A 16405-nucleotide genomic window follows, 5' to 3' on the forward strand; every position below is an offset into this window, starting at 1 on the left:
CACCCTATTGGGCATAAAAAAGGCAATAAATTCCTCTCATAGCATAGGTCTAGGGCTGGCACGGGGGCGCAGCCCCTACGTTAATTTCTAAATTTTTAGGTAGGGGCAATCCCCCGTGGTTGCCCTGCCTCGCTATCAACAAGAAATTCAGCATCTGCGATTCCCAAAACTGGTTTTAAAGAATATTCAGAGCCCCAAAGCCAAGAGCTAGAAATCCGATGATTCCCAAAAGTGTCTTTTGCAATCTACTTAATACGGGTTTAATCTCATAAGCTACTAACAAGCGATCCTTGACTAAATCCGCTTCTGGCTTTTCCCAAGTTTGTCCGTCATACCAGCCTGACTCTTCATAAAAAATCTTCGCACTGTCAAGCCTTTGCTTCACATGACTCCATCCTGACAGCAATAGCAACACTGGCAAAATTAGCCCCACAGAGCCGCCAATACTCGCCACACAGATAAATTGCCACAAATGTCGGCTTGGTGACTCAATACTCATCGCCACTGGCAAAAAAACAACTGTGAAACCTAGCCACATGAGCAACAACACTCGCAAATACTGCGATCGCGCTAGCTTTGCCCAGCGATAAAAGAAAGCTTCCTTAAGCTCGACATATTCATTAAGTGGTTGTTGCTCTTTCGGAACTGGGCAGGTCATGAGTTATAAGATGATCAAATATTCTGTCAGTGTAACTCGTTTCAATGAATTTGAGCTATGACTAGACTTTCGGAAATTGGTGTTAGCCAGAAACTTGACTTTTTGCACATATACCTTATATATTGATCGTCAAATATTCATTTAGTGCTTAATTTAATTCAGGTCATTGTCAGGAATGTCCCAATAATGTCAATATATGAGGTGCTGCAAGTCCCTATCCATGAAACTTTTCAGAGCACTGTGCAGGGGGAAGGTTTTTGGATAGGCGCTTTAGTAGATTTTATTCGCCTTTCAGGATGTCCAGTTCGTTGTAGCTGGTGTGACACAGGCTACAGTGATGGAGGTCTTAACGCACCCAGAGAGATGAAATCGTTCGCAGAATTACTCAAGGAATTACGATCTCCTAGGGTTGTGATTAGCGGAGGAGAACCGTTTATCCATAAGCAGTTACCGCAACTGGTACAAGCATTATTGGATGCAGACCGACAAGTTAATATTGAAACTTCTGGAGCATTCTGGCAAGAAATTCCATCATCAGCTTGGATTACTCTTTCTCCTAAGCATCATCTTAGTCCATCCTACCCAGTCAAAGAGCTATTTTGGAGGCGTGCAAACGAAATCAAATTTGTAATTAGTACGGGGCAAGAATTGGAATTTTACAAGGACTACTTACTAACAGTGCAAGATTGTCCTATATTCCTACAGCCAGAATGGAATGTTCGCGATCGCGCTATTTCTATCATTCTAGAGCTACTTCAACAAAACCCAAATTACAGACTCTCTCTACAAACTCATAAATACATAGGTGTAGCATGACAAATGAATGGATTCTAGGTAAAGAATTTCGCTTTGAAGCTGCCCACGAACTTCCTCACCATGATGGCAAATGTGCCCGATTGCATGGACATAGCTGGCGTGGAGTAGTTTACGTTAGTGGAACTGCGTTGCATGAATCTGGTCCTAAAGCGGGGATGTTGATTGACTATGCTGATATTAAGCATTTCCTAAAACCTTTACTGGATGACTATTTGGATCACTATTTCCTTAACAAAACTACAGGTTTAGAGAACCCGACTAGCGAAGAGATTGCACGATGGATTTTTGAAAAACTTGAGAAGCAGGGATTGTCAGGATTACTTGCTGTCCGAATTGATGAAACTTGCACATCAAGCTGCGTATATACTCTAACCCCTGGATCAAGTTTTCAATTTGTCAAGGAAAGTCATGCCATTAATATGGGATGATTCTCGCGGTTAAAACATACATTCCTCTCTGATCATCACTTTGGTGGATTAAAAATCAGACCCAGTAAGGGTTTTATAAGTATAAAATGGCTATGCCATTTTATACTTTGGGATAAACCGATTTAGCTTTTAGAGTTGAAATTCTTTCTTAAATTAGGAGATTATGATGACACGGTCTAAAGCATTATGTGTTCTTAGCGGAGGGCAGGATTCAACAACCTGTGCTGCTATTGCTTGTCAACAGTTTGATGAAGTCCATGCAATTACATTTGATTATGGACAACGCCATGTGATTGAACTGGAAAGTGCGATCACGATCGCCAAATCTCTTAACCTTGCGAGTCATGAAATTATTCAATTAGGTCCCATTCTAAAAGGGACATCTCCCCTGGTGTCAGATACCCCTTTGGGGCAATACGATTCTACAGAAGAATTGCCTGGAGGTGTTGAACCAACTTTTGTGCCAGCGCGTAATATCCTGTTTCTGACCTTGGCAGGAAATCGGGCAGCCGTACTTGGTATTAAAGATATTTTTATAGGGGTCTGTGAAGCTGACTTTGCAGGTTACTATGATTGTCGTCAAGTATTTATCGATTTCATGGCGAAGGCGATCGGAGAAGGTATATGGGGCAATCCTGATTCCTTCATCATCCATACTCCTTTGATGCAATTGACCAAAGCCGAGAGCGTTGATCTTGCGGTTGATGTATTAGGCGATCGCTTTGAGGAAATTATGGCATTAACTCATACTTGTTATGCTGGAATCAAGGGCGGCTGCGGTAAATGCCATGCTTGTCTAATCCGCGATCGCGGCTTTGATCAAGCTGGAGTTGAAGATCCAATTTGGAAGTTTCGTCAAGCTGAACTTGGTCAAGAGCAAAAATGATAATCCCCCATCAGAAGAATTTTCGCATTATCTACATTGCTGCTGTAATTTCTGCTCTGGGTGGTCTGTTGTTTGGATATGACATTGGAGCCATATCTAGTTCTATTTTATTTATTCGCGACCAATTTGCGCTCTCTCCTTTGTGGCAAGGCATACTTGTAAGTGCTGTCTCACTAGGTGCAATTGGGGGTGCTGTAGCAGGAGGAATTCTCAGCGATCACTTGGGGCGACGGTATACCCTGTCACTATTCTCCATCATCTTCTCGATTGGAGGATTATGTAGTGCTATGGCTCCGATGATTTTCTGGTTACTAGTTGGCAGAGTGCTCGTTGGCATAGGACTGGGAGCACTCTCTTTTGTCACGCCACTTTACATTTCTGAAATAGCACCCGTTGATAAAAGAGGTTCTTTAGTTTTCCTAAACCAACTAGCCCTCTCAATGGGGCTGGTGATTGCCTATCCAATTAGCTATGGTCTCAGCTCGACTGTGGAGCCGTGGCGTTGGATTTTAGGCCTCTCAGTCGTTCCTGCAAGTATTTTAATTATAGGTATTTTAGGAATGCCCGAAAGCCCTCGCTGGTTAATTAGCCATAATCACCTAAATAAAGCGCGTAAAGTCATCATCCAAATTTCTGGCACAACCAATGTAGATCAGGAAATGTCAGAAATTCAAACCGTCTTACAACAACGATCTGGTAATTGGCGTGAATTACTACACCCAACTCTCAGACCTGCGCTCTTCATTGGTATTAGTTTAGCCATGTTGCAGCAATTTACTGGTATTAATACGATTATTTACTACGCTCCTACTATTCTGCAATTGTCGGGTTTCCATTCTTCTGCGATCGCAATTCTGGCAACTATTGGCATAGCGATAATTAATTTTTTGTCAACGATGTTAGCGATTTGGTTAGTAGATCGTGTCGGAAGGCGACCATTATTGCTAAGCGGAATATTGGGAATGGTGGCGAGTTTAGGTATCTTAGGTTTGGCTTTCTACTTACCCCAATCGCCAGATTCAGGGCTGGGATGGCTTACAGTTGTAAGTCTCATGGTTTACGTTACTTCGTTCGTCATTGGTTTAGCATCTGTTTTTTGGTTGCTGATTGCCGAGATTTATCCATTGAAGCTCCGAGCCAAAGCGATGAGTATAGCAACTGTTGCCAACTGGAGTGCCAGTTTGATCACTTCCCTTAGTTTTTTAACATTGATTCAATGGTTTGGGAAAGCAGGTATTTTTTGGTTGTATGGATTGATTGGTCTGAGCACTTGGGTGCTAGTCTTCTTTCTGGTTCCAGAAACAAAAGGTCTGACGCTGGAGGAGATTGAAGTCAGTTGGGGAAAATACCGTTAGAATACGCTAGGTCTTACAGCAGTTTGCGATCGCCTCTTCAATCCCCGACTCAATATCTTGGATTTTCGCAAGAATCACCATTCATTTAACCTCACAGAGGTAATAAAGCCACATATCAGAGTTATCTCTAAGCTCCTGTTGAGTTGTAATTTCCAGACCACTTTTCCAAGAGTATATTCTGATATTCTCAAAATCTGCTTTTAATTGATTAATCTGCTCTTGAGGTCTAATGTAATATTGCTTTAAGCGGAAGTTATGCGATTCATCTTGAATGATTTCATGTTCAGAATGTTTTAGTTGCTGTGGGGAAATTGAACGATTGAAGAAGCGCAGAAGAGCATACATGATTATATTGACATAGGTTTTTAGAGGATTTAGGCTAATCTGATTCTGCCATTTAAATTCTCGTTCTAGCCCTTGTAAGCTATGACTTGAAAAGAAGAAATACCCTCCAGATTTACCGACTCGGCTAACTTCTTTCAATACCCGCAACCGATCTGAATGGGAGATAACATCAATACCATTAAAGCTAAATAAAATAAAGTCAAAAGAGTTATCTGGAAATTGACTCATATCTCTAGCATCACCCAATTCAATTCTTAATTGTGAAGACGATGGAAAACGCTTCTGGCAAACTGCCACCATCTCTTCAGAATAATCAATACCAACATATTCCTTAACTACCCCAGAGAAATGTTGGGTGGTACGTCCCCCTCCTATTCCAACATCCAGCATTTTTATATGCGCCCATTTATTGCATAGAAGAGCTAAAATGCTTTGCTCGGCAGGTTGTAATTGGTGTAACTGGCTGTAGTGTTGGACAATCTCACGAGCCGTATAAACTTGATGATTATGCTCAAACATAATATTTTATGTTTGAATGAGAATTCTGAAAGGGTACTTGCATTTTAAAATTAGAAGCATCAGACTTAATTAACATACCATTTTGAGTGCAACGCTTCACTTCAGGTCATCCTAATCTCAAATAGCAATCATAGAATTTTAATTGAGCGCTTACCAACTTTTTTCGCTAAAGTTAAAAGTACAGTAATCGATACAACAATTACATTGCACCCAAAACAAAGTTTTTATAACCACCAAAAGTTCCAATGCGAAAAATAAAGAAAAAACGCTACATTCTGCTTTTCATTATTACAGTTTTAGCATTACTGCCTATTTATGCTTTTAGTATTGAGCCAAATCTTTTTGTGGTTACACATCATAGACTCAACCCAGAAGCTTCTTCTAATCATGGCATTGTAAAGATTGTCCAAATTAGCGATCTCCATCTAAAAAAGTTTAACGATCGCGCCCAAAGGATTGCAGAACAAGTTAATAAACTCCAACCAGATATCGTAGTATTTACTGGAGATTCCGTCGATAAAGCCGAACAGATAGATGGATATGATCGCTTCTTATCACTTCTTGATCGCCAAACAGCTAAGTATGCAATTTTGGGGAATTGGGAATATAAATCAAGAGTCGATTTAGAGCGTCTCACCCAAATATATGCTGCTTACAATTGTCGTTTACTAGTTAACGAAAGTATTTTGTATAAACAAGGCGATCGCAATCTATTAATAACAGGAATTGATGATTTGGTTAGCGAACCGAATCTAACTAAATCGCTTCAAAATATTAACCCCAATCCCAATCATTTATTACTTGCGCACTCACCTGCATATGCGGATGTATTCTCTGCTGATGAGTTGCGAATCCTGTCAGAATATAAGCCGCAATATATGCTGACAGGACATACTCATGGCGGACAACTATCTTTTTTCGGCTTTGCGCCCATTCTGCCACCACGTAGTGGGAACTATGTTAGTGGTTGGTATCAAACAAATTCAATTTCTATATATGTATCTCGTGGGTTAGGAGTTTCGGTATTACCTATGAGAATAGGAACTATACCTGAAATTGCCTATTTTGAATGGGTTTTGAAATCGTGAGTCGAATTGTTATCGCTATCATTGGTAGTCTTGGCGATCTGCATCCCAAGATTGCGATCGCAATTGAGCTAAGAAAACGCGGTCATTATGTCGTTTTTGCAACACACCAAGAATATCAATCTAGGGTGGAAGCTTTGGGCTTTGAGTTTCGTCGAATGCGCCCAGACAACCTGATGCTCGACGATCCGCAAATGGCTGCACGCATGATGGATTTACGAACGGGCTCAAAATATGTAATCAATTGGCTGGGAGAAAGGCTGCGCGAAACCTATACCGATTTAATGAACATCGCTAAGGACTCAGATTTTATTCTTGCAGGTGAACTCGTCTACGCAGCTCGACTGGTAGCAGAAACATTGAATATTCGCTGGGCTTTAGGAGTACTTCAGCCAACATCATTCTTCTCAGCTTATGATCCGCCTGTTCGTGCCGAGTATCCCTTTCTAGCAAAGTTGAGGTTTTTAGGGACTGGATTTAACCAAGGATTCATCCAATTTGCAAAGTTGGTAAGTCAATCTTGGGCACAACCGATCTATCAACTTCGCGCCGAACTTGGATTGCCAACTCTTGTCGGTAATCCTTTAATTGATGACAAGTATTCACCCTACTTGGTACTGGCTTTGTTTTCTCCCCTAATGGTCAAGCCCCAACCAGACTGGGTAGCCAATGCGATCGCTACAGGATTCACATTTTACGATGGCAGTCAAGAAATGGAAGCAGATTCGGAACTTATGCAATTTCTGAATGCAGGTGAACCACCAATTGTATTTACCTTAGGTTCTTCCGCAGTGATCACCCCTGGCAACTTCTATCGAGAAAGCATTCAATCGGCAAATCGATTAAATCGTCGTGCTGTCCTTCTAATGGGCAAGAATGCACCGCCAGAGAATCTTTCTGAAAACATTATTGCTCTCAACTATGCGCCCTACTCTCAAATTTTTTCACGGGCTAGTGTAGTTGTTCATCAAGGTGGTATTGGGACAACTGCTCAAGCATTACGGGCTGGTTGTCCAACGCTGATAGTTCCCTACAGCCACGATCAACCTGATAATGCTGTAAGAGTTGAGCGGTTAGGAACATCGCGCACCCTTTCTCGCAAGCAATATTCAACGCCACAAATTGTCAAAGAATTAAGTGAATTGTTCGCAAATCCTAACTACGCAGCTAGAGCAAGAGAAACTGCTCATCTCATACAGTCCGAAGATGGAGTAGGTGTAGCATGTGATGCCATAGAACAACTGCTATAAAAAAAAGATAAGTAGCGGAGCGAAGCTCCGCTACTTATCTTTTTTTTATAGCCCTAAGCAAACTCTAAAAACACATCCAGTGAGAACATTGTGGTGCAAGGCACGGTCTTGCATCACAATGTTCTCATCGGGATAGCCATGCGATCGCTTCTTTAATCCAAGCTTCGATATCTTGAGTTTTAGCAAGTATTGGTAAACTCGCGATTGCATTCAGTGCATTACTAATTTCAGTTGGTGTGTATCCTAAAGCTAACAAAGTCATCTCAACCTCTTCCTGCACTGCCACACTAACTACGCTACCAACAGAGCTGGTTACGCCAACTTGAGCCAAGCGCCAATCTGCTAGTTTTGTCTTTAGTTCTAGAGCCAATCTTTCTGCTGTTTTCGTACCGACCCCAGGAGTTAAACTTAACACCCGCGTATTCCCTGAAACGATCGCCTTAACTAAATCTTGAATCCCCAAACTGTTGAGAAGCGCTAAACCAACCTGAGTCCCAATTCCAGAAACATTAATTAATTGACGAAACAACTCTCGTTCAGCAAGAGTGGCAAAACCGAATAAGGTCATTTGATCTTCTCGAACGATCAGATGCGTAAATATTTGCGTCTCTTCCCCCACGAGTGGCAACTTATTTGCAGTGCTAGCCGTAATTTGAATATCGTAACCAACACCCTGTACATCAAGGGTGAGCCAATAAGAAGGTGTATTTTTTCGAGAACTGTCGGCAGCTTTGCAAGCAGCGATCGCACCACGGAGGAAACCTATCATCGGCGTGGCAATGGCGGAAACTGTGGAAGCTGCACAGCCGCAAGGGATGTTACTGCTTTACGAGGGCTGGAATTTGCAATCTCAAGCTGAGTGTCTTCTTCTCGCTCTGGATTAGCAACACTGCCATATAAAGCCTTCATAAACTTGGGCATAGCAACAGGGGAAAACATGGTCGAGTTAGTTACGGCTGAGATTGAAGAAAGAGACGGATCAGATGAATCATCATTGGTAATATCAGCAGTAGTATTTTTTGCCACAGCGATCGGCTGTTGTTCTGGTTTCGACTCAATACGCCAGTTAGTAATCTGTTCATCCTTTGTTGGTTCTGCAACAATCTGCAAAGGTGGCAAATTAGGAGAAAGTGGTGAACCTTGAGAAGCCTTATGAGGTCGTATAATCAAAGGCGAAATTGGTTGGCTTCTTGCAGGCATCGACAACTGAAGTGGTTCAGGCTCTTCAGTAGATACTTCAGAAATTACTTCAGATTGGTGAAAATCAGTTGTAAAAGGCTTTAGCTCTTGAGAATCCTCTAGCTCAATTGGTTGGGGTGCGGGTACAATTTTGACCACATTTTGCAGAGGTGAATCGTTGATCGCTTCAACAGGAGTAATCTTCTCGTCGGCAAGCTTAGCGATCGACCAAGACTCTAATGCCGAAAGAGCCATGTCATTGGGGGCAGGTGTTGACGTGTCGAGGCAACGTTCGAGGGCTGCTTTTAGTTGCGATGTGTGATGCTGTTGGCGCTTGAGGCGATCGCGCAGTTCATCGCAATTAACATGTACATCTTGCAACTCCCTTTCAAGTTGGTCGATGCGCGATTGAAGAGTTTGTGTCAGGGTTTCCTGTCTTTGGATGACTAGCTGGGATAGTTGTAGTTGCTCTTGGGCTTGACGCAACAAAACTTGAGCTTGCTGACTGCGCTCGTTGCAAAACTGTAGCTCTTGCTCTAAGACTTGTCTGGGCAAGGCGTTGAACAGAGTTGTTGGCTCACCGTGTATGTTTGAAGATACACTCTGAAGCGGGGTTTGCGGCTCTGGCATCAATGGACTAATGCTCTCTTGTGCTGATGAATCGCCAAATCCTGCCTGACTCATGACTTACCCTTCACACCAAGAATTTTACCTAGTGTCAAATCTTAGCTCAAAAATTTGTTTTTTGTATCATTAATTTTCATGAATTGAAAAAGATTTATAACAATTATGACAATAGTGACTATAAAAGACCTCAAAAAAGACAAATTCTGCCATATCTAAAACCGAAAAGAGAGTTGTGGGGCTTTGCACCGCAACTCTCTTTTCGGTTTCACCAGCATCGCTTTGAGCGACAAATAAAGAGTTGACATCGAGACTTAGAATTAGGTATGGCAAAGTACCGCCGATTTTGACAACCATTAATCCCAACATGAGGGGAATCTGTGAAGATTAGTAAAGCTATCATCGCCTATAAGTCGGGCAGTCAAATTGGTAAAGTATGGGCTGAGCGATGTAGCAACGAGTTAGAAGCACTTGGAGTAAAGGTCTTAATTGGTCCAACGGGAGCCACAGATAACCCTTATCCTGTATTTCTAGAATCGATGCACCAAGACATCGATCTTGCGGTTGTCCTAGGTGGCGATGGTGCAACTTTGGGGGCAGCTAGATATTTAGCAAAACTTGGAGTGCCAATACTAGCAATTAATGTCGGTGGACATTTAGGCTTTCTTACCCATTCAATTGAGGAGTGTGAAAATACTGTCGAAATCTGGGAACGACTTTTGTCCGATCGCTTTGCGATCGAACAGCGAATGATGTTAGAAGCAAAAGTAGTTACAGTTGATGAAGGCTTGGGGACGAGGCTCGGTCAACCATGTGGTCCATTTTTATGTCTCAATGAGATGTGCGTTAAACCAGCTTCTCCCGATCGCATGGTCACTGCGGCTCTAGAACTAGAGATCGATGGCGAGGTTGTCGATCAGTATCACGGTGATGGCTTAATTGTAGCGACACCGACTGGCTCGACTTCTTACACTGTGGCGGCAAATGGGCCAATTGTGCATTCAGGAATGCACGCGATTGCGATTACGCCGATTTGTCCATTGAGTTTATCGAGTCGGGCGATCGTGATTCCACCCAAATTAACGGTCAGTATTTGGCCGCTTTCGACTGATGACTTTAGTCTAAAGCTATGGACAGATGGAGTCATGGCTACATCAATTTTTCCTGGGCAAAGAGTGGATATCCAGATGTCAGAGTGTCAAGCAAAATTTATAGTCTTGCGAGAAGAGTATTCCTACTATCAGGCGCTACGCCAAAAGCTTCTATGGACAGGCGCAAGGGTACGTTATCCCAATCAATATAGAAACTAAAAGAGGGCGCAAAGCGCCCTCTTTTAGTAAAACAAAGGGTTGCGAAGCAACCCTTTGTTTATTAGGTTTGGGGCGCAAAGCGCTCCAGTTAGTCACGAAATGCGATTCGACCAGTTTTCGGTAAGCTAAAAGCGAGAAAAGAGAAGAAGTACAACATATAAACAATTCCCCCCACTGCGCCGACAAAAGCTAAGTTCTCGACAGGAACCCCATTATGAAATGTAGCGCTAAAACTCAGTGGTGGCTCAAACCAAATTTTGCAAATGTCACTCAGTTGCTCAGCATTCATAAACGCACAGTTAGCAAATATTAGCCGAAATACCACGCTTAAAGAGCAATAAACCGTTGTAGCCCATCGCCATCCCAAATAAACTTGCTTAAGACCTTGGCGTGAAGCTCCAATATCTTCGTTTAAATCTTGCCAAAACCAGAGTGCAAATACGATTAAAACCGCAGCCACTATGCCCGATATATAAGATACACCTAAGCTACCGATCGCTAAATAAATAGTAATCAATACCAGACTGGCAACGCGCCAATACAAAAGTAGCGATCTCTTGATCGCTTCACTGCGACTTCGTAAAGCCCAGACCAATAGACCGAAGGGGATAACCAAGATAAATAGCAGAGCTAATCGATAGTCTAGCCATACAAGTTGACGAATAAGGGTTGCATCCATAAAAGCAAAAATTTCTGACCAGATCTTCCAGTTTATGTTACTATACTAACTTGCAATAAATAAGCTTAAATGAATAGCTATATTTGTTCCAAAAATTCTATAAAATAGCGCAACAAAAATAGCGAGATTCAAACTGGTAGGTTTAAATCTCGCTACAAATGGGCTTAACGAAACATCTATGTTGCTGCTTTTAGCTTCTCAAAGAAGCATTTTTTCCACATCAGCTAAATAGCTTAAACAAAAAGAAAGGGAATGCTCATCATTCCCTTTCTTTTTGTTTGCCAACATCAAAAACTGCAATGAGAGAGATAGCTAGGAAAATCAAAACCCAAATAAGTGAAGGCGGCACGAAGTGCCGCCTTCACTTATTTGGGTTTTATGTCCTAATCAAAACTTAATATTGCTATAGCTACTTATGTAGCCATTCGCCCCCATGAAATCGCCAACGCGGAAAGATAATTCGCATGAGTGTTTGTGAGGCTGTAAAAACTGTTAGCCAAATACAGGCATAGTGGAATAAAAATTTGTCAAGAGGGATGTCAATCAGCCATCCTATATTCAAGATATTGTTAATCAAAAATCTGAAGGGAACATAAAAGAAGAAGGCTTCCCAAATACCTGCACCTAATTGCAAAGTCGCTGGCCAATCATGATCCCAACGGAGAGTTTGCAATTGATTGTAAATAATATCCCACAGGCAGCCTAAAACTGCGATCGCTAATAGCACCTGAAAATAGACTAATTCACCGTTGAGGCTAAAGGGAATAGTTACGAGTACCCCCAATGTCCCTAAAAGTAAGATCCGAGTTTGCCATCTTCCGATTAATGTAGGAGTCATAATCTTATCTTGTGCTATCTATATATTTGAAATTAAGCAGCTTTAAAAGCAATTATGTCAGAACTAACCTTGGCTTGGGTAGAAGCAGGAATTACCAAAAGTTATCATATTGGTCTGACAATGGCGCGTATTGGTCGAGATCCTGCAAGGTGCGATTTAGTTTTAGCTCATCCCACAATATCGGGGTTGCATGTGGTGATTTATTTCGATTCAATGAAACAGAGTTTTTGGATTAGAAATATGCGCGAATCTAATCCACCAATGGTCGATGGGCAAAGTTTATCAAAGGGAGAACGCGAATTGAATGTGAATATGGCGATCTCGTTAGGTCAACAAATATTACAAATCACCAAAATTGATATTGATTTACCCATTTCTCCCCAGAGAAATCCTGATCATGTTTATGGATTGCAATGCCCCAATTTAAAATGTGCAAAAGTTTCACCCTACGAACGAATTACATTAGTATGTCCTTGGTGTGGCACTTCACTAGCTGGAGCTGCTAGCAGTATTTTACCGTCTAAAAGATGAGATGTGGCGATTCGCACGACCCCTCATCTTTAGAATAGCTTGATAATTAGAAGACTATGCAAATCTCCGTTCAGTTAAGTTGGCTAGAAATAGCTACCAATCAGCCGCAATCTTTGCTGCTGAGGTTACCGATCGCTATAGGTAAAGAAGCAACTTCCTTGCCAGAGAGTCTAGATGGAAATCAAGTAGAACAAGTAATACTCAGCGATCGCTCAGTGTCGCGATATCATGCATTGCTAATTTTTGAGCAAGGAAATGTCGTAGTTATTGATCAAAATAGCACTAATGGAATGTTAGTCAATGGGGTTTTGATTGATCGGAGTAGAGAACTTCGCAAGGTTCTAGCAAGTGGCGATCGCCTCACGATTGGACGCTATGAAATTGCGATCGCTTTTGATTTGCCATCTACAAAGCAAACAATTATTACAGGACCGTCAAATAGCTCAGTCAAGCCGATCGCAGCGCCTACGATTTTATTTAACCCTAACACAGGCTTACCTCAAGCAAATGTCACTCAGCCTAGTTTAGCTAGCTCTTCTAGTTTCCCGCCAGACTTCTTTCAATTACCGATTGTGGAAGTACAATCTTTGCATCGCACAGGACTGCCTGTATATGAGACAACTTACGGAGCGATCGGGGGAGGATTGGGAAGTTATATTTGGACAGACTATTTGCGGATTTTTGGTGTAGCGGCTGACCAAATCGTAGCGCTGGGGCTAGAACCTGAACCCTATGCGCGTTATAAACGCCTCTGTCTCAATTCGCAGATTCCCTTGCACGAAAGGTTGCGTTCTAATTCCGATTCCTGTCCAGATAATATTTGGGGGTTTCCTAGCTATGCATGGCGCGAGGCTTGGCATGACTTAACTCGTGGGAAGCTCTCTCAGGCTTGCAAATATCTTTGGAAAGTCTTTGCCGAACCTGATTTAGCGGAAACCTACACACCGCGATCGGGAAATGTGTTCGATTCGATTGATCGCGAAGCAAGGCGAATCGGTTGGGACAAAATTTATTGTTATGGGCGAGTTCGTTCAATCCGCAAAACTAATGATGGACGCTATGCGATCGCCTATTCTCTTGGTCAAGGCAATCATGCCTTTCTGATAGTCAAGTATCTGCATTTAGCAATGGGATATGCGGCAATTCAATTCTTGCCAGACTTACAAGCCTATCGTAGTCAAACGGAAGACTTTCTCGCAGTCGTGAATGGTTATGAAGAACATGAGCATATTTATCAACATTTGGAAAATCATGGCGGCACAGTCTTAATTCGTGGACGTGGCATTGTTGCTTCACGTATTGTGCAGCGTATTTCTGAAATCAGGCAGCGATCGCCTCAGCAAAAAATTAATCTCTTGCACCTAATGCGATCGCCAAAAGCCCAAGGCAATAGTTATGGTCGTGCTCAGCGTCCGATCAAGAATCATTATGAATTTCAACCTTTTAACTGGCCCAAGGCTTGTTGGGGTGGAGATTTACGCGCATTACTCGAAGCATCTGATCCGCAGACTCGTCAAGCTTTGCTCAAGGATTGGGGTGGCACAACTACTGCTGATCGCTCTGACTGGAAACAAATTGTGCAATCTGGATTGAATGAGGGTTGGTATCAGATTACGTTTGGTGATGTCGAAAAGGTCGAACAACTCCCCGATCGACGAACTGCTACATATATTCGTCCCCGCCAAATGGAAGGAATCTTGCAGTTAACAGCAGATTTTATTATTGATGCAACTGGTTTAGATGCCAAAGTGGAGACCAATCCCCTTTATGCTGATCTACTCGATTGTTACAGCATTCCTGTCAATGCTCTGGGCAGATTAAATGTGACTAATGATTTTGAGATTGCAGAACTGCGTAATGACGGTGGTGGTAGAGTTTATGCATCAGGCGCAGCCACTTTAGGTAGCTCCTATGCCGCAGTTGATAGCTTTTTGGGTTTGCAGTTTGCGGCTTTGCGATCGGTTGATAGTTTAATTACATCTCGCGCTCCCCAGTTGCGTTATCTTAACGGTTGGAATTCTCTTGCTCAATGGTTGAAATGGATAAAAAATCAAGCGCCTTAAAGATTAGAATTGCGGAAACCCTTTAATTAATAAATCTCTAGCTGCCACAGCATCAACAGGTCTAGAAAACAAATATCCTTGACAAAACTCACATTCTAATTCTCGGATCTGATCTAGCTGTTCTTTCGTTTCTACTCCTTCTGCGATCGTCAACATACCCAAACTCTTAGCCAGTGCAATAATAGCCTTAACAATCTCGGTGTTTTTGCCATTTTTGCCCATTCTCAATACAAAGGAGCGATCAATTTTAAGATGGTTAATTGGGAGACGATGCAGATAACTTAAAGAGGAATAACCAGTACCAAAATCATCAATGCTTAATTGAATATGGCGATCGCGTAATTGCGAAATAATTTTGCCCGCAAATTCGGCATTCTCCATAATGTCGCTTTCCGTGATTTCTAGCCTTAAGGAACTTCCATTAATTCCTACTTCTTGAAGAATATTGTCAATTTGCTGGAGCAAGTTAAAACTCATAAAATGCTTTACAGAGAGATTAACACTCATTGTTAAAGACTCATTGGCAATACCTTCATCTCGCCAATCACGTAGTTGTTGACAAGCTTGGCGTAATACAAATAAATCAATCGCCATTACCAAGGCAGTTTCTTCAGCGATCGGGATAAACTTATTGGGAGAAACTAAATTTTTGCCTGGATGATTCCATCGAACTAGCGCCTCAAAAGAGCTGATTTGGTTAGTATCTAAACTAATGATTGGCTGATAATAAGCCACCAGTTCATTGCGCTCTAAGGCATGTCTCAGCTCAGATTCTAGCTGAAAGTTATGGAGAGCACGGCTATGCATTGTTTGCTCAAATACTTGATAGCAAGCTTTTCCATTCGCTTTTGCTCGATACATTGCTGTGTCCGCATCTCGCAAAATATGTTCGGGTTGCTTGTAAATATCACTACCCATAGCAATACCAATACTGACATTCGTAAATACTTGATAGTCGCCAATTTGAAATGGGGCGGCTAATTCTCCCAGAATATTGTTAGCAATTTTGATTGCGTCAGAGTTCTTTTCGACATCTGGCAATAAGATAGCAAACTCATCTCCTCCTAAACGACAAAGCATTGTACCAGGGCGAACACAAAGCTCAATTCTTCTAGATATCGAGACCAATAGCTGATCACCAACTAAGTGCCCTAAAGAATCGTTAACAGCTTGAAAGCGATCGCAGTCTAAAAACAAAACCGCAAAAAGATAGCCAGCCTTTTGGTTGACTTGTTGGAGTAATTGCTCCAAACGTTTCATAAACCAAGTTCGATTTGGTAACCCCGTAAGCACATCATGTAAGGCAAGATGCAACAAACGCTCTTGAACTTGCAAGCGTTCAGCAATTTCCTGCTCCAATTGAGCAGTCCTCTGGCGTACACGCTGTTCTAGTTCAGAATTTAGTTGGCTAATTTCTTTTTGGGCTGCACGTAAACTTAAATGGGTTTGAATGCGGGCTAAAACTTCTTCTAATTGAAATGGTTTAGTGATGTAGTCCACCCCCCCAACACTAAAAGCCTTCACTTTATCTAATACTTCATCCAAAGCACTTAAGAAAATCACGGGAATATCACAGGTTTGCTCATTCGCTTTTAGCCTCTGACAAACTTCATAGCCATCAACATTTGGCATCATAATGTCTAGCAAAATCAAATCTGGTTTGGCAGCTTGGGCTACTGTCAGAGCCATTAATCCTTCAGTGACACTACGGACTTTATAGCCTTGCTCAGTCAACGTTGTCGATAGAAATCGCAAGTTGTTTGGCATATCATCAACTATTAATATATCGCCACTATAGTTTCTAGTCATTATTTATTCGTATCCATATGGCGATCATTT

At 42.0% G+C, this 16405-nt stretch carries 17 protein-coding genes; 9 read left to right on the forward strand and 8 right to left on the reverse strand.

Annotated elements, in window-relative coordinates; translation table 11 throughout:
• Positions 1-175: 175 nt before the first annotated feature.
• Positions 176-658: a CGLD27 family protein gene (locus PseudUWO311_RS19925; RefSeq protein ID WP_142656979.1), complete on the reverse strand. Its 483-nt coding sequence runs from the start codon at positions 656-658 to the stop codon at positions 176-178.
• Between the two features lie 186 nt (positions 659-844).
• On the opposite strand from PseudUWO311_RS19925, the gene PseudUWO311_RS19930 reads away from it, so the two are divergent.
• The 4 genes from PseudUWO311_RS19930 to PseudUWO311_RS19945 all read left to right on the forward strand — a co-directional run bounded on the left by PseudUWO311_RS19930 (position 845) and on the right by PseudUWO311_RS19945 (position 4143).
• Positions 845-1474, forward strand: a complete 630-nt coding sequence (locus tag PseudUWO311_RS19930) for a 7-carboxy-7-deazaguanine synthase QueE (protein WP_142656982.1) — start codon at positions 845-847, stop codon at positions 1472-1474.
• Complete coding sequence (queD, locus tag PseudUWO311_RS19935; RefSeq protein ID WP_142656984.1) at positions 1471-1902, forward strand: 6-carboxytetrahydropterin synthase QueD; 432 nt, start codon at positions 1471-1473, stop codon at positions 1900-1902. The genes PseudUWO311_RS19930 and queD overlap by 4 nt, the downstream gene beginning before the upstream one ends.
• A 166-nt stretch (positions 1903-2068) precedes the next feature.
• Positions 2069-2788 (forward strand): 7-cyano-7-deazaguanine synthase QueC, encoded by a 720-nt coding sequence (gene queC / locus PseudUWO311_RS19940; RefSeq protein ID WP_142657018.1) that lies wholly within the window; start codon positions 2069-2071, stop codon positions 2786-2788.
• Complete coding sequence (locus PseudUWO311_RS19945; RefSeq protein WP_223807653.1) at positions 2785-4143, forward strand: sugar porter family MFS transporter; 1359 nt, start codon at positions 2785-2787, stop codon at positions 4141-4143. Before queC ends, PseudUWO311_RS19945 begins: the two co-directional genes overlap by 4 nt.
• Positions 4144-4224: 81 nt before the next feature.
• Here the strand turns inward: PseudUWO311_RS19945 and PseudUWO311_RS19950 are convergent, their stop codons facing one another.
• Positions 4225-5007, reverse strand: coding sequence for a class I SAM-dependent methyltransferase (locus PseudUWO311_RS19950; RefSeq protein ID WP_142656986.1), 783 nt, complete (start codon positions 5005-5007; stop codon positions 4225-4227).
• Positions 5008-5252: 245 nt separating this feature from the next.
• On the opposite strand from PseudUWO311_RS19950, the gene PseudUWO311_RS19955 reads away from it, so the two are divergent.
• Positions 5253-6095, forward strand: a complete 843-nt coding sequence (locus PseudUWO311_RS19955; RefSeq protein WP_142656988.1) for a metallophosphoesterase — start codon at positions 5253-5255, stop codon at positions 6093-6095.
• On the forward strand, positions 6092-7342 hold the full coding sequence (locus PseudUWO311_RS19960; RefSeq protein ID WP_223807654.1) for a glycosyltransferase: 1251 nt from the start codon (positions 6092-6094) through the stop codon (positions 7340-7342). Before PseudUWO311_RS19955 ends, PseudUWO311_RS19960 begins: the two co-directional genes overlap by 4 nt.
• 124 nt (positions 7343-7466) lie before the next feature.
• Here PseudUWO311_RS19960 and ruvA read toward each other — a convergent pair whose 3' ends face one another.
• The 3 genes from ruvA to PseudUWO311_RS19975 form a co-directional block, all read right to left on the reverse strand.
• Positions 7467-8111, reverse strand: a complete 645-nt coding sequence (gene ruvA, locus PseudUWO311_RS19965; protein WP_142656991.1) for a Holliday junction branch migration protein RuvA — start codon at positions 8109-8111, stop codon at positions 7467-7469.
• Positions 8108-9205, reverse strand: coding sequence for a hypothetical protein (locus PseudUWO311_RS19970; RefSeq protein ID WP_142656992.1), 1098 nt, complete (start codon positions 9203-9205; stop codon positions 8108-8110). The genes ruvA and PseudUWO311_RS19970 overlap by 4 nt, the downstream gene beginning before the upstream one ends.
• Positions 9206-9274: 69 nt before the next feature.
• The gene (locus PseudUWO311_RS19975; RefSeq protein ID WP_142656993.1) at positions 9275-9514 is read right to left on the reverse strand and encodes a hypothetical protein; all 240 of its coding nucleotides are present in this window, start codon (positions 9512-9514) and stop codon (positions 9275-9277) included.
• Positions 9515-9525: 11 nt separating this feature from the next.
• Here PseudUWO311_RS19975 and PseudUWO311_RS19980 point away from each other — a divergent pair, with 11 nt between their 5' ends.
• Positions 9526-10455, forward strand: a complete 930-nt coding sequence (locus tag PseudUWO311_RS19980; RefSeq protein ID WP_142656994.1) for an NAD(+) kinase — start codon at positions 9526-9528, stop codon at positions 10453-10455.
• A gap of 88 nt (positions 10456-10543) precedes the next feature.
• Here the strand turns inward: PseudUWO311_RS19980 and PseudUWO311_RS19985 are convergent, their stop codons facing one another.
• Both PseudUWO311_RS19985 and PseudUWO311_RS19990 read right to left on the reverse strand, forming a co-directional pair.
• On the reverse strand, positions 10544-11134 hold the full coding sequence (locus PseudUWO311_RS19985) for a DUF3177 family protein (RefSeq protein ID WP_142656995.1): 591 nt from the start codon (positions 11132-11134) through the stop codon (positions 10544-10546).
• A gap of 409 nt (positions 11135-11543) precedes the next feature.
• Entirely contained in the window at positions 11544-11972 is a 429-nt protein-coding gene (locus PseudUWO311_RS19990) for a hypothetical protein (RefSeq protein ID WP_142656996.1), read from the reverse strand.
• A 54-nt stretch (positions 11973-12026) separates the two neighbouring features.
• On the opposite strand from PseudUWO311_RS19990, the gene PseudUWO311_RS19995 reads away from it, so the two are divergent.
• The gene (locus PseudUWO311_RS19995; RefSeq protein WP_142656997.1) at positions 12027-12503 is read left to right on the forward strand and encodes an FHA domain-containing protein; all 477 of its coding nucleotides are present in this window, start codon (positions 12027-12029) and stop codon (positions 12501-12503) included.
• A 56-nt stretch (positions 12504-12559) separates the two neighbouring features.
• Positions 12560-14566 (forward strand): FHA domain-containing protein, encoded by a 2007-nt coding sequence (locus tag PseudUWO311_RS20000; protein ID WP_142656998.1) that lies wholly within the window; start codon positions 12560-12562, stop codon positions 14564-14566.
• 3 nt (positions 14567-14569) lie between these two features.
• Here PseudUWO311_RS20000 and PseudUWO311_RS20005 read toward each other — a convergent pair whose 3' ends face one another.
• On the reverse strand, positions 14570-16375 hold the full coding sequence (locus PseudUWO311_RS20005; protein ID WP_142656999.1) for a GGDEF domain-containing response regulator: 1806 nt from the start codon (positions 16373-16375) through the stop codon (positions 14570-14572).
• Positions 16376-16405: the final 30 nt, after the last annotated feature.

It is taken from the genome of Pseudanabaena sp. UWO311, assembly GCF_006937785.1.
GTDB lineage: Bacteria > Cyanobacteriota > Cyanobacteriia > Pseudanabaenales > Pseudanabaenaceae > Pseudanabaena.